The organism is Polaromonas sp. P1_G1 (genome assembly GCF_056405595.1).
Genome location: NZ_JBFUBU010000002.1, coordinates 136,427 through 149,608, shown reverse-complemented (window position 1 = coordinate 149,608; position 13,182 = coordinate 136,427). Strand labels below are relative to the sequence as shown.

11 protein-coding genes are annotated in these 13,182 nt (G+C 67.9%); all 11 read right to left on the bottom strand.

All coding sequences use genetic code 11. The annotated features are described in order from the left end of the window. Nucleotides 1-39 precede the first annotated feature (39 nt). Nucleotides 40-1,524 carry a xylulokinase gene (xylB, locus tag AC1D1Y_RS01595; RefSeq protein WP_477680811.1) on the bottom strand — a complete coding sequence of 495 codons (1,485 nt, stop codon included), beginning with the start codon at nucleotides 1,522-1,524 and terminating at the stop codon, nucleotides 40-42. 3 nt (nucleotides 1,525-1,527) lie between these two features. After that, a complete protein-coding gene (locus tag AC1D1Y_RS01590; RefSeq protein WP_477680810.1) occupies nucleotides 1,528-2,679 on the bottom strand; it encodes a Gfo/Idh/MocA family protein in 1,152 nt (383 codons plus the stop codon). After that, nucleotides 2,676-3,701, bottom strand: a complete 1,026-nt coding sequence (locus AC1D1Y_RS01585) for a sugar phosphate isomerase/epimerase family protein (RefSeq protein ID WP_477680809.1) — start codon at nucleotides 3,699-3,701, stop codon at nucleotides 2,676-2,678. The genes AC1D1Y_RS01590 and AC1D1Y_RS01585 overlap by 4 nt, the downstream gene beginning before the upstream one ends. 7 nt (nucleotides 3,702-3,708) lie before the next feature. Continuing rightward, nucleotides 3,709-4,671, bottom strand: a complete 963-nt coding sequence (locus AC1D1Y_RS01580; RefSeq protein WP_477680808.1) for an ABC transporter substrate-binding protein — start codon at nucleotides 4,669-4,671, stop codon at nucleotides 3,709-3,711. A 55-nt stretch (nucleotides 4,672-4,726) separates the two neighbouring features. Beyond that, entirely contained in the window at nucleotides 4,727-5,740 is a 1,014-nt protein-coding gene (locus AC1D1Y_RS01575; protein WP_477680807.1) for an ABC transporter permease, read from the bottom strand. Further along, nucleotides 5,721-7,205, bottom strand: a complete 1,485-nt coding sequence (locus AC1D1Y_RS01570; protein ID WP_477680806.1) for a sugar ABC transporter ATP-binding protein — start codon at nucleotides 7,203-7,205, stop codon at nucleotides 5,721-5,723. Before AC1D1Y_RS01570 ends, AC1D1Y_RS01575 begins: the two co-directional genes overlap by 20 nt. Nucleotides 7,206-7,214: 9 nt before the next feature. Continuing rightward, a complete protein-coding gene (gene xylA / locus AC1D1Y_RS01565; RefSeq protein WP_477680805.1) occupies nucleotides 7,215-8,540 on the bottom strand; it encodes a xylose isomerase in 1,326 nt (441 codons plus the stop codon). Between the two features lie 117 nt (nucleotides 8,541-8,657). After that, nucleotides 8,658-9,614 carry an SMP-30/gluconolactonase/LRE family protein gene (locus AC1D1Y_RS01560; protein ID WP_477680804.1) on the bottom strand — a complete coding sequence of 319 codons (957 nt, stop codon included), beginning with the start codon at nucleotides 9,612-9,614 and terminating at the stop codon, nucleotides 8,658-8,660. A gap of 21 nt (nucleotides 9,615-9,635) precedes the next feature. After that, nucleotides 9,636-10,643 carry an ABC transporter permease gene (locus tag AC1D1Y_RS01555; RefSeq protein ID WP_477680803.1) on the bottom strand — a complete coding sequence of 336 codons (1,008 nt, stop codon included), beginning with the start codon at nucleotides 10,641-10,643 and terminating at the stop codon, nucleotides 9,636-9,638. Then, nucleotides 10,643-11,629, bottom strand: coding sequence for an ABC transporter permease (locus AC1D1Y_RS01550; protein ID WP_477680802.1), 987 nt, complete (start codon nucleotides 11,627-11,629; stop codon nucleotides 10,643-10,645). The genes AC1D1Y_RS01555 and AC1D1Y_RS01550 overlap by 1 nt, the downstream gene beginning before the upstream one ends. Further along, a complete protein-coding gene (locus AC1D1Y_RS01545) occupies nucleotides 11,626-13,176 on the bottom strand; it encodes a sugar ABC transporter ATP-binding protein (RefSeq protein WP_477680801.1) in 1,551 nt (516 codons plus the stop codon). Before AC1D1Y_RS01545 ends, AC1D1Y_RS01550 begins: the two co-directional genes overlap by 4 nt. Between the last annotated feature and the right edge of the window lie 6 nt (nucleotides 13,177-13,182).

The window sequence follows — 13,182 nt, the reverse complement described above, 5'->3', positions numbered from 1 at the left end:
CTACGCACGATGAACGAAGCGGGGTTCCCAAAAAAAAGCTCAACCAGGCGCCGCGCCCGGTCCGTACAAAGGCGCAACACTGTTGTACAGCGACGCAAAACGCGCCGCGCGCTCTTTCCATCGCGCTTGCTCGACGGGCCGGGGCGAAAAGCTGTCCAATGCCGCGGGCGCCTTGAAGACATCCTGCGCGTCGGCCTTGTCCACACAAAGCCAGGCCAGCCGGGCCGCGCCCAGGGSGGGGCCCACGGCGGAGTCCTCGCGCCGGATCACTTCCAGCCCTGTGGCGTCGGCCAGCATCTGCGCCCAGTAGGCGCTGCGCGAGCCGCCGCCGATCAGGCTGACCTTTTCGAGCCCGGCGCCGGTGGCCTGCAAGGCCGCGATGCCCTGGGCCAGCCCATGGCACACGCCTTCCAGGGTGGCATTGACCAGGTCGGCGCGTTCGGTGCCGGCATTCAGGCCGAAGAACACGGCCTGGGCATGCGGGTTGTTGTGGGGTGTGCGTTCTCCGTTCAGGTAGGGCAGGAACAGCGGCGTGGACGATCTCAAGCCGCGCGCCTCGGCCTCGGCCAGCAGCCGTTCCACGTCGGGCTCGCCGACCAACGAGGCGGTGAAATCCAGGCACGACGCCGCCGACAGCATGACCGACATCAGGTGCCAGGCCTGCGGCAAGGCATGGCAGAAACTGTGCACGGCCTGCCCGGGATTGGAGACAAATTCACGCGTGGCGACGAACACCACGCCCGAGGTGCCCAGCGACAGCATCGCGTCGCCGGCACGGAAAACGCCGGCACCAAGCGCGCCGGCGGCGTTGTCGCTCGCGCCGGCGGCCACCGGGATGGGGCGCAAGCCCCAGCGCTGCGCAATATCCGCACGCAGGCTGCCCGTCGGCTCCGGCCCCTCTTGCAGTGCCGGCATGTGCGCGCGCGACAAGTTGCAAGCAGCGAGCAGTTCGTCGCTCCAGTCACGCCTGGCAACGTCAAGCCACAGCGTGCCTGCCGCATCGGACATGTCGCTGGCGTATTCGCCGGTCATGCGCCAGCGCAGCCAGTCCTTGGGCAACAGCACGCGGCGCACGCGCTCGAATACCGCCGGCTCATGGCGCGCCACCCACAAGAGCTTGGGCGCCGTGAAGCCGGGCATCATCATGTTGCCGGTGATCTGCCGCGACCGGGGCACCTTGTTTTCCAGCAACTCGCATTCCGCGGCGGAACGCCCGTCGTTCCAGAGCATGCAGGGCCGCAGGACCTGGTCTTGCGCATCGATCAGGGTGGCGCCGTGCATCTGGCCGGTCAGGCCGATGCACTCCACGTCGCCGGGGCTGTGCCCCGCCGCCGCCAAACCGGCCAGCGCTTCCCGGACGGCGCCATCACAAGCTTGCCACCAGGCATCGGGATGCTGCTCGCGCCACAGCGGCTGCGGCTGGTCGACCGCCAGGGGCGCCGTGCCGACGGCCAGCACCTGGTGCCGGCGGTCCAGCACGACAGCCTTGACGCTGGAGGTCCCGAGATCGATGCCGAGGAACATGCGTCAGCGCATCGGCGTCCACTTGGCCTGGCTGCCGGCGGACTCCACCACTTTTTCGATGAAGCGCACGCCGCGCGCGCCATCGGCCAGACGTGGATAGTCGGCGTCCAGCGGATCCGGCGCCAGGCCGGCCTGCAGCGCGCGGATATGCGCGGCCACGCCGAGGTAGACGTTCGCGAAGGCTTCGAGGAAGGCCTCGGGATGGCCGGTCGGCAGACGCGTGGCGCGGCGCGCGGCCTCGCCCAGCCAGGGCGAGCCGCGGGTCAGCACGCGCGCGGGCCCGTCGATGGGCGAATGAACCAGCCGGTTCGGCTCTTCCTGGTGCCAGGTCAGCGTGCCTTGCGTGCCGAACACCCGCAGGCGCAGGTCGTTCTCGCAACCCACCTCGATCTGCGAGGCGATGAGCACACCCCTGGCGCCGTTGCTAAAGCGCAGCAGCGCATTGCCGTCGTCGTCCAGCCGGCGGCCGGGCACAAAGGCGGTCAGGTCGGCGCAGATGCTGTCCAGTTCCAGCCCGGTGACGGTCGCCACCAGGTTCTCGGCGTGCGAGCCGATGTCGCCGATGGCGCCCGCCAGGCCGCTGCGTGCGGGGTCGGTGCGCCAGCCGGCCTGCTTCTGGCCCGTCGCTTCGAGGTTGGTGGCAAGCCAGCCCTGGTTGTATTCAACGATGACCTTGCGTACTTCGCCGATCACGCCCTTGGCCACCAGCTCGCGGGCTTCGCGCACCATGGGATAGCCGGTGTAGTTATAGGTCACCCCGAAGACGCAGCCGCTGCGCTGCACGGCATGCTCCAGCGCCTGGGCCTCTTCGCTGCTGTGCACCAGCGGCTTGTCGCAGACCACGTGGATGCCCGCCTCGGCGAAGGCGAGCGCCACCGGGAAGTGCACGTGGTTGGGCGTGACGATGGACACGAAGTCGATGCGGTCCTGCGCCGGCCGTTTCAGCTCGTCGGCCAGCAGGTCTTGCCAGCGGCCGTGGTTGCGTTCCGGGCGCAGGCCGAGTTCCCGGCCTGACGTGCGTGCGCGCTCAGCGTCGGACGACAGCGCGCCGGCCACCAGTTCCATCTGCCCATCCAGCGCCATGGCCTTGCGGTGCACGGCACCGATGAAAGCGCCCTGCCCGCCGCCCACCATGGCATAACGCAGTTTTTTCATGACCCGGCCATCCCGCCTTGTTTGGCCTTGTCGAAAACCGCGTCGAAGGCGCCGGCCGCCGGCTTGAAGTCCAGGCGCTTGGAATAGGCGGCGCTTTCGGTGGCGCCGTGGACCCGGTCCATGCGGCTGTCCTCCCATTCCACGCTCAGCGGGCCAGCGTAGCCGATGTCATTCAGGGCCACGATGATGGACTCGAAGTCGATCATGCCGCGGCCCACGCTGCGAAAGTCCCAGTGGCGGCGCGCGTCGCCGAAGCTGGTGTGGCCGCCGAACACGCCCACGGTGCCGTCGCCTTTGCCCCACCACACGTCTTTCATGTGCACGTGGTAGATGCGGTCATGGAAGGTGCGCAGGAATTTCACGTAGTCCACCCCCTGGTAGCCCAGGTGGCTGGGGTCGAAATTGAAGCCGAAGCGCTTGTGCCCCGCCACGGCTTCGACGGCGCGCTGCGCCGAGGCGGTGTCGAAAGCGATCTCGGTGGGGTGGACCTCCAGGGCAAAGTTCACGCCCACGGACTCGAAGGTGTCCAGGATGGGCTTCCAGCGTTGCGCGAAGTCGCGAAAGCCTTGCTCCCAGTACTCTTGCGAGGTCGGCGGGAAGGCGTACAGCGAATGCCAGACCGACGAGCCCGTGAAGCCGGTGACGGCCTTCACGCCTAGCCTGGCCGCGGCAAGGGCGGTGTCCTGCATCTCTCGCGCGGCGCGCTGGCGCACGCCTTCCGGATCGCCGTCGCCCCAGACATGCGCGGGCAGGATGGCCTTGTGGCGTTCATCGATCAGGTCGCACACGGCCTGGCCCACCAGGTGGCTGCCGATGGCAAAACAGCGCAGGCCGTGTTTTTCGAGCAGCGCGCGCTTGTCCTTCGCATAGCTTTCGCTCGCCAGCGCTTCCTGCACGTTGAAATGATCGCCCCAGCAGGCCAGCTCGAGCCCGTCATAGCCCATGCCGCGCGCCAGGGGTGCGAGTTCGGCCAGTGGCAGGTCTGCCCACTGTCCGGTAAAAAGTGTGACGGGTCTGGCCATGGCTGCCTCAGAACGGAGAGTCGGGGAAATAGTATTGCTTGGCGTTGTCCTTGGTCACCAGCACCGAGGGGATGATGGTGGAGGCCGGCAGCTTCTCGCCCTTGACGCGCGCGGCCGCGGTGAGCTTCATCGCGTCGGCGATCATGCTGGGCGAATAGGTGACGTCGGCCGTCACGGTTTTGTCGCCGTCCATCACCTTCTTGATGTAGTCCTTGGAGCCTGCGCCTCCCAGCACCAGCTTGACGTCGGTTCGTTTGGCCTGCTCGATGGCCTTCTGCACGCCGACGGCCATGTCGTCATCGGAAGCCCAGACGGCGTCGATCTGCTTGAAGCGCGTCAGGAAGTCCTGCATCACCTTGAAAGCGTCGTCGCGGTTCCAGTTGCCGTGCTTGGCGTCCAGTACCTTGATGCCCGGCTGGCCCTTCATCACAGCCATGAACGCGTCCACGCGCTGGTTGTCGATGACCGTCGGGATGCCGCGCAGCACAACGACGTTGCCCTTGCCGCCCAGCGCCTTGGCCAGGTATTCGCCCGACACTTTGCCGAAGCCGGGGTTGTCGCCCGCGACGTAGGCGTCCTGGGCGCTGGGGTCGGTCAGGCCGCGGTCGACCACCGTCACGTACACGCCCCTGCCTTTGACCTGGGCCACGGGCTGCGTCAGCGGGGCCGACTCGAAGGGCAGGATGACCAGCGTGTCGATCTTGTTGGCCGTGTGCAGGTCCTGGACCTGGTTAGCCTGCTCCGCGGCGGAGCCGGCGGTCTTGACGGTGACCTTCAGGCCGGGGTATTGCTTTTCCAGCTCCGTCTTGGTGCGGTTGGCCCAGTACACCACGCCGCCCGTCCAGCCGTGGGTGGCGGCCGGGATGGACACGCCGATGTGCGGCTTGTTCTGCGCCAGCGCCGCCGGCGCGGTGCCGAACAAGGCCAGCACGGCGGCGCCTGCCGCGAGCAATTGGGTGATCGGTTTCATGGTTTGTCTCCTCTTTGGGTTGGCTGAAAAACGGCAGTGCCGGTGGTGAAATCCATCATTTGCGCCCGCGCTGGAAGAACGCCACCGCGATGATCACGAAGCCCTGTACCGCGGCGTTCAGGTACACGCTGATGATGCTGGTGAGGTTCAGGATGTTGCTGATCACCGAAAGCAGCACCGCGCCGATCACGGTGCCGGTGATGCTGCCGGCGCCGCCCTTGAGCGCCGTGCCGCCGACGATCACCGCCGCGATCGCCTCGAGCTCCCAGAGCAGGCCCGTGGCCGGCGAAGCCGAGCCCAGGCGCGGCACGTAGAGCACGGTGGCTACACCCACGCAGATGCCCAGCAGCATGTAGGTGAGCACCTTCACGCGGTCCACGTCGACGGCCGCGTAGCGGGCCACCTGCTCGTTGGAGCCTATGGCTTGCACATAGCGGCCGTAGGCGGTCCGGTTCAGGATCAGGCCGCCCAGCAGTGCGACCACGATGAAGACCCATACCGGCACCGGCACGCCCAGCCAGCTGCCGTAGTACACCGGGCCGTAGGCGCTGGCCAGCGCGCCGTCCAGCGTGATCGCGCCGCCGTTGGAAAAGTAGGTCAGGTAGGCGCGGAAGATGCCCAGCGTGCCCAGGGTCACGATGAAGGGTTCGATGCGCCCCTTGGTGATCAGCAGGCCATGGGCCAGGCCGAACAGCGCACCGAGCGCGATGGCGCAGGCCATGCCGGCCAGGATGGCGGCCAGCGGCGGCCAGCCGGCGCCCGCGGCGGCGTTCATCAGCAGGATCATGGTGCCCGCGATCAATGCCGCCATCGAGCCCACGGAAAGGTCGATGCCGCCGGAGATGATCACGAAGCACATGCCCACGGCGATGATGCCGATGAAGGCCGTGCGCGTGAGGACGTTCATGACGTTGTCCAGGCTGGCGAAGTTCTCGTTCAGCATGGCGCCGAGCAGGCACACCAGGACCAGGCCCGCCAGCGGGCCGCCGCCGCGCAGGCCGGGCCAACGGCGCGCGGCCATAGGCGCCGGCGCTGCGCCGGCCATGGGCTTAGTGGGTTCCAGTTGCATGGGCGATCAGCAATTCTTCGGTGAGCTGGTCCTGCGGCAGCTCGGCCGCCAGCCTGCCCTGGCGCATGACGATGACGCGGTGGCAAAGGCCGATGAGCTCCAGCAGCTCGGACGAGACGATGACCACGGCGCGGCCCTCGGCGGCCAGGCGCTGGATCAGGAAATAGATGTCGCGCTTGGCCCCCACGTCCACGCCGCGCGTTGGCTCGTCAAGCACCACGACTTCCGGCCGCGGCTGCAGCACGCGGGCCAGCGCCAGTTTCTGCTGGTTGCCGCCGGACAGCGCCGATGCCGGCACACCGGCCGACGCACGGATGCCGAAGGCCTCGCTGGCCTGCTTGAGGGCCGCGCGCTCCGCTGCGGGATCGAGCCAGGGCCGGGCGTACTGCTCCAGCGCCATCAGGGTGAGGTTCTCTGCCAGGCCCATGCGCAGGTGCAGGCCGCGGCCCTTGCGGTCTTCGCTCAGGTAAGTCAGCCCCCGGCCCGCGGCCGAGCGCGGGCTGCGCCGCGTCCATGGGCGGCCCGTGATCTCCACCGCCGCGCAGCTCGACGGGCGCAGGCCCAGCAAGCCCTCGAACAACTCGGTTCGCCCGGCGCCGACCAGCCCGGCGAAACCCAGGATCTCGCCGGAGCGCACCTGAAAGCTCACGTCCCGCGCCCAGCCGGGCACCTGCAGGCCCTCAACTTTCAGCAGCACCTGCGCGCCGTCCGGCACGGGTTGCCGCGGGGGAAACAGGTCGCTCAGTTCACGGCCCACCATGAGGTTGGCCATCTGGTGCCGGCTCACGCTGCCCGTGAGCCGCTGCGCCACCAGGCGGCCGTCGCGCATGACCAGCACCTCATCAGTGATGCGCTCGACTTCATCCAGTTTGTGCGAGATGTACAGCACCGTGGCGCCCTTGTCGCGCAATTGCGCGATCAGGCCGAACAGCCGGTCGATTTCCGACGGCGTGAGCGTGGCGGTGGGTTCGTCCATCACCAGCACGCGGGCATTGCGGCTCAGCGCCTTGGCGATCTCCACCAGCTGCTTCTCGGCCACGATCAGGTCGCGCACCCGCCGGCCGGGGCTGCAGGTAAGCCCCACCGAGCGCATGGCCGCCTCGGCGCGGCGCGCCATCTCTGCCTCGTCCAGAAAGCCGTGGCGTATCAACTCGTGCCCGAGGAAGATGTTCTGGGCGATGGTCAGGTCATCGGCGAGGTTGAACTCCTGGTGGATCATCACGATGCCTTCGGCTTCGGCGTCGCGCGGGCCGCGGAAACTCACGGCCTGGCCGGCGATCTCCACCGAACCCTCGCTGGCCTGTTCGTAGCCGGCCAGTATCTTCATCAGCGTGGACTTGCCGGCGCCGTTCTCGCCCAGCACACCGTACACGCGGCCGGGTGCGAAAGCGAAGCTCACGCCGTGCAGCACCTGGACCGGCCCGAAGCGCTTTGTCACCTGCTGGAAGCCGACGGCCGGGTTCATTCTGGGCTCTCAAGCGACGGGATCGAAGATCGCGGCGTTCACGCGGTTTTCCAGCCACTCCTGCCGGCCGCTCACCGGCCGCGGCCTGAGGTCCTGGACGAAAGCGTATTCCGCGACCTCGCTGAGCTTCATGTCCCCGCCCAGGATGCCGCGGCCCAGGTCGCCCTCCCAGCGGGCATAACGCTCGGCGCGAAAGCGCTCGAGCTCACCGGCCTCGATGAGCCGCGCGGCGCTCTTGAGCGCCAGGGCGAGCGCGTCGATGGCGCCGGCGTGGCCATGCAGCAGGTCCACCGGATCCATGCTCTGGCGGCGCACCTTGGCGTCGAAGTTGAAACCGCCGCTGCCGACGCCGCCGGCGCGCAGGATTTCATACATCGCCAGCGTGAGGTCTTCCACGCTGTTGGGGAACTGGTCGGTGTCCCAGCCGTTTTGCGGGTCGCCCCGGTTGGCGTCGATGCTGCCGAAGATGCCCAGCGAAGCGGCCGTGGCGATTTCATGCTGGAAGCTGTGGCCCGCCAGCGTGGCGTGGTTGGCCTCGATGTTCAGCTTGATCTCGTGCTCCAGGCCGAATTCCTTGAGGAAACCGTAGACCGTGGCGCTGTCGTAGTCGTACTGGTGCTTGGTCGGCTCCAGCGGCTTGGGCTCAATCAGCAGCTGGCCCTGGAAACCGATCTTGTGCTTGTGCTCCACCACCATCTGCATGAAGCGGCCGAGCTGGCGGCGCTCGCGCCGCAGGTCGGTATTGAGCAGCGTGTCGTAGCCTTCACGGCCGCCCCACATCACGTAGTTGGCGCCGCCCAACCGATGGGTGGCATTGAGCGCGCTGAAAACCTGGGTCGCGGCATAGGCGAAGACTTCGGGGTCGGGGTTGCTCGCGGCCCCGGCGGCGTAGCGCGGATGGCTGAACAGATTGGCCGTGCCCCAGAGCAATTGGATGCCCGTCTCCTGCTGCTTCTGCGCCAGCACGTCAACCATGGCCGAGAGGTTGCCGCGGTAGTCCGCCAGGCTCGCGCCCTCCGGCGCCACGTCGGTGTCATGAAAGGTGTAGAAGGGAACGCCCAGCCGCGAGATCAGGCCGAAGGCGGCGTCGGCCTTGCGGCGCGCCAGCGTCAGCTCGTCGCCGGGCACGTGCCAGGGCCGCGCGAAGGTCGCCTGCCCGAACACGTCGTTACCCGGCCACACAAAGGTATGCCAATAGCAGACGGCGAGCCGCAAGTGCTGCTCCATCGTCTTGCCCAGCACGCGCGCCTTGGCGTCGTAATGGCGGTAGGCCAGTGGATTCGTCGACTGCGGGCCCTCATAGCGGACCGGGGGTAGGGATTCGAAGGAGGTCATGTCTGCATCGGAACAATCAAAGAGGCGATGCTAGCCCTTGTGCCGCCGCGCAAGCTTGCGAATTTGGCGAGCGCGGCTTATGAAATTTCTTTCTGCATTGCAGCAATTGACGTGAACTCAGCCGGGCCGCGCTGCGTGGGTGCCGGCGCCGGACACTGCCAGGTAGCAGGCATACAGTGAAGTGGTCGCCGTGATGAACAATCTGTTACCCCGGGGACCGCCGAACTCGAGATTGGCCACAGGCTCCGGGATGAGGATCTTGCCGAGCAACTCGCCGCGCGGCGTGAAGCAGTGGACGCCGTCGCCGGCACTGGTCCACACATTGCCGAGGGCGTCCACGCGCAGCCCGTCCGGGATGCCGGCGTCCACCGTTGCGAACACTTCGCCTCCGCGCAGCTTGCCTTCTTCCACCTCGAACGCGCGGATATGGCGCGGCCCCCCGGGGTTGTGCGAGGCGCCCGAGTCCGCGATGTACAGCCGCTTTCCGTCAGGCGAGAATGCCAGCCCGTTCGGCTGGACAAAATCGGTCGCGGCCGCGTCCACCCGGCCGCTGGCGGGATCGACGCGGAACACGTAGCGGCCTCCGTATTCAGGCTCCGCCGTGTAACCCTCATAGTCGGAAAGGATGCCGTAGGTCGGGTCGGAGAACCACAAGGCCCCGTCGGGCCCGGCCACCAGGTCGTTCGGCGAGTTGAGTTTTTTTCCCTGGAAGGAGGAGGCGATCACCGTGCGGCGGCCGTCGTGTTCGGTGCGGCTCACGCAGCGCGTGCCATGCTCGCAACTGAGCAGGCGGCCCTTGCCGTCGCGCGTGTTGCCGTTGGTGAAATCGGAGGGCTTGCGGAACTCCACGACGCATCCGGGCCCGGCGCCATCGGGCACCCAGCGCAGGATACGGTTGTTGGGGATATCGCTGAACAGCAGGAAATCGCCCGCGGGGAAATACACCGGCCCTTCGGCCCAGCGCGCGCCGGTGTAGAGCTTCTCGACAAAGCCGTTGGGCGGCGCCACGCCGCGAAAGCGCGCGTCGTGCAGGCGGAAGTCGCCGCGGATACCGTAGTGTTCACCCATGCTCATTTCACCTTACCTTACCTCACCTTATCTCACTTTGGCTGATCTTCCATACAAGAGCAGCATGGCCAGGATCAGCGCCCCATAAATGATCTGCCGGCCCGCCTCGGGCATCTGCAGGACCGCCAGCATGCTTTGCAGCAGCACGATGAACACCACACCGGCGACCGTGCCCAGGTAGCTGCCGCGCCCGCCCAGGATGTTGGTGCCGCCCAGCACCACGGCCGCGATCGCCGGCAGCAGGTAGGGGTCGCCCATGGCCTGGTAGGCGTTGCCCGAATACCCGGCCAGCAGCACGCCCGCAAATGCGGCCAGCGTGCCGCAGGCGACGAAACAGGCGACCGTCATCCCGGCGGTGCGCACGCCGCTGAGGTAGGCGGCGCGTTCGCTGTTGCCGATCACGTAGACATAGCGGCCCGCCGCCGTGCGCGTCAGCAGCAGGTACACCAGCAGCGAGACGGCAGCCCAGGCCAGCACCGCGTTGGGCAGGCCCGCGGTCCTGCCCACGGCCAGGTCGCGCATCAGCGGGGTGGCCGCGTCCTGCGGTGCATGGCCGCCCGTGTACAGCACCATCAGGCCCTGCAACACGGCATTCGCGCCTAGCGTGAAAATCATCGAGGGAATCCGCAGGAAAGCCACGCCCAGGCCGTTCACCAGCCCGATCAGCGCGCCGCAAAACAGGCCGGCGGGAATGGCCCACCCGGGCCCGAAGGCCGCCCCCGCGGCGGCGGCCATCATGGCGCCGCTGGTGATGGTCCACGGCACGGACAGGTCGATGTGGCCCAGCAGGATGACGGCCATCAGCCCCGCCGCGGCAAGCCCGAGGAAAGCGGCGATCTGCAGCTGCTGCAGCAAGTAAGTGGGCATCAGGAAGTTGCGGTTCACGGCACTGCCGGCCAGCAGCAGCAGCAGGCAGCACAGCGCGACCACGGCGGGCGGGTTCAACAGCAGGCGCCGCAGAAGCCGTGCAGGCCGTCTCTCGGGTCCGAGCGAAGGCTGGGAAGGCTGCGCGGCGGTCAGTTCGCTGGCACTCATCAGAACAGCTCCAGGCGGTTTCTGACGCGCAGCACGCGCGCCGCGCCTATGCACACGGCACCCAGCAGGATCAGGCCCTCGAACAGCGGCTGCCACAGCGCCGGCGCGTTGAAGACGAACAGCAGGTCGCCGATGGTGCGCAGCACGAAGGCGCCGAGGATGGAGCCGACCATCCCGCCGGTGCCGCCATACAGCGAGGTGCCGCCTATCACGACCGCCGCGATGGAATTGAGGGTGTACAGCCCCGCCTGCGGGCCGCTGGCCTCGCCCGACAGCGCGATCAGCGACAGCAGCAGCCCGGCGACGCCCGACAGCAGACCGGCGAGGGTGTAGGCGAGGAATTTGGCGCCCTCGGACGGAACGCCGGAAAGGTAAGCGGCCTGCTCCGACGAGCCGACGGCATAACATGCGCGCCCTATGACCGTGCGCCTGAAAGGTATCCACCCAAGCACCACCAACGCGGCCAGCAGGACCAGGGTGGCCGGGACCACCCCGAACAGCCGGCCGGTCAGGGCGTCCGCCAGGCCCTCGCTGACCTCGCCGCCGGGCGCGGGCCGCAGCAGCAGCGCAAAGCCGAAGTACACCGCGCCGGTGGCGAGCGTGACGATGATGGGCTGAAGGCGCCCGAACACCACGATGGCACCATTGAGGGCGCCCGCCGCCGCGCCGCAGGCCAGCACCAGCACGACGCCCAGGGCCACCTGCCAGGGCGCCCCGTTCACCACCGTGGAGGCGAGGCAGCCGGTCATCACCATCACCATGCCGACGGAAAGGTCCAGTCCCCGCGTGATGACGGGCAAGGTCTGCGCCATCGCCACGATGGCCAGCAGCACCGCCTTGTTGGAGGCGGTGGTCACGATGGCCACGGAGATCGAGCGCGGGTGCTCCAGCAGGAACAGCGCGAACATCAGGGCGAACACCGCCAGAGCGGCCAGCGGCCCGCTGTTGCGCCGCAATGCCATGGCCCATTCGCCGCGGCGGGTCATGCCATGGCGGCCTCCCCGCCGCCGGAGGGAACATTGGGCAAGTCGTTGAGCGAAACATTGAGCGAAGAGGCCACGATCGCGTGTTCGCTGATCGCGTCGCCGGCCAGCGTGCGGGCGATCCGGCCTTCATACATGATGAGCACGCGGTCGGCCAGGCCGACCAGCTCCTCGTAATCGGTGGAATACAGCAGCACGGCCACGCCTTCGGCGGCGAGCCGGCGCAGCAGCGCATACAGCTCCTGCTTGGTGGCCACGTCGATGCCGCGGGTCGGGTCATTGAGCAACAGCACGCGCGGCCGGGTCATGAGCCATTTGGCGATCACCACCTTCTGCTGGTTCCCGCCCGACAAGGTCTGCACCGCATCTTGCGTGGAGCCGATCTTGATGCGCAGCTGCTCGACCATGCGCGCTACGGCGGAGTGCTCCGCCACCGCGCTGAGGATGCCCAGACGACCGAGCGCCGGCAGGCTGGCCAGGCTCATGTTCTCCCGGATGCTCATGGGCAGGATCAGCCCCTCGGTCTTGCGGTCCTCGGGGATCAACGCGATGCCCAGCTCCGGATCCCTGCACCGGTGCGGCGCCAGGTTGCGCGGCTCGCCGAACACCTCCACCTTGCCCTGGACGCCCTTGAGCACACCGAACAGGGCCAGCAACAGCTCCCGCTGGCCCTGGCCGTCCAGGCCTCCCAGGCCGACGATTTCGCCCGCCTTGATTTCCAGCGAGATGTCGTGCAGCTCGGGGGCCCAGCTCAGGCCCTGCACGCTGATGGCGGGCTGGGCCCAGGGCGCGGGACCGGTTTTCGGCGGATAGGACTTGGCGACATCGCGGCCTATCATCAGTTGCACCACCTCCTCATCGGAGCGGCTTCCGCTGGGGAAGGTGTCCACGCGTCGGCCGCTGCGAAACACCGAGCAGGTATCGGCCAGCGCCTTGACCTCATGCATGCGGTGTGAAATGAACAGGCAGCCCACACCGCCCGCCCGCAGCTGGAACAGGAGCTTGTAGAGCCGCTCCACGTCCTCGCCGCTCAAGGCGGAGGTCGCCTCATCCAGGATCAGCAGCCGCGGCTGCAGGCTCAGCGCCTTGGCGATCTCGATCAGCTGGCGCCTGGAAAGCGACAGGTCCCGCACGCGTTCCTTGGGATGGATGTCGCTGCAGCCCAGCATGTCCAGCAAGGCCACGGCTTGCTCTTGCTGGGCCTTGGCGTCGATCAGCCCGCGCCGGCGCGGCGGCCGCGCCAGGAAGATGTTCTCCGCCACCGAGAGGTCAGGCACCAGGGACAACTCCTGGAACACGCAGGCGATCCCGTGGTCGCGGGCCACGTTCGGCGAAACCAGGCGCAGCTCGGCCTCCTCCATGAGGATGCGGCCGGCATCGGGCTGCACCACGCCGGCGATGGCCTTGATCAGCGTGGACTTGCCCGCGCCGTTTTCACCGAGCACGGCATGGATTTCACCGGCGTGGCAGGTGAGGTCCGCGCCGTCCAGCGCGCGCACGCCCGCATAGCGCTTGGAGATTCCCTGGAGTTGCAGCAAGGCCTCGGGCATGGCGGC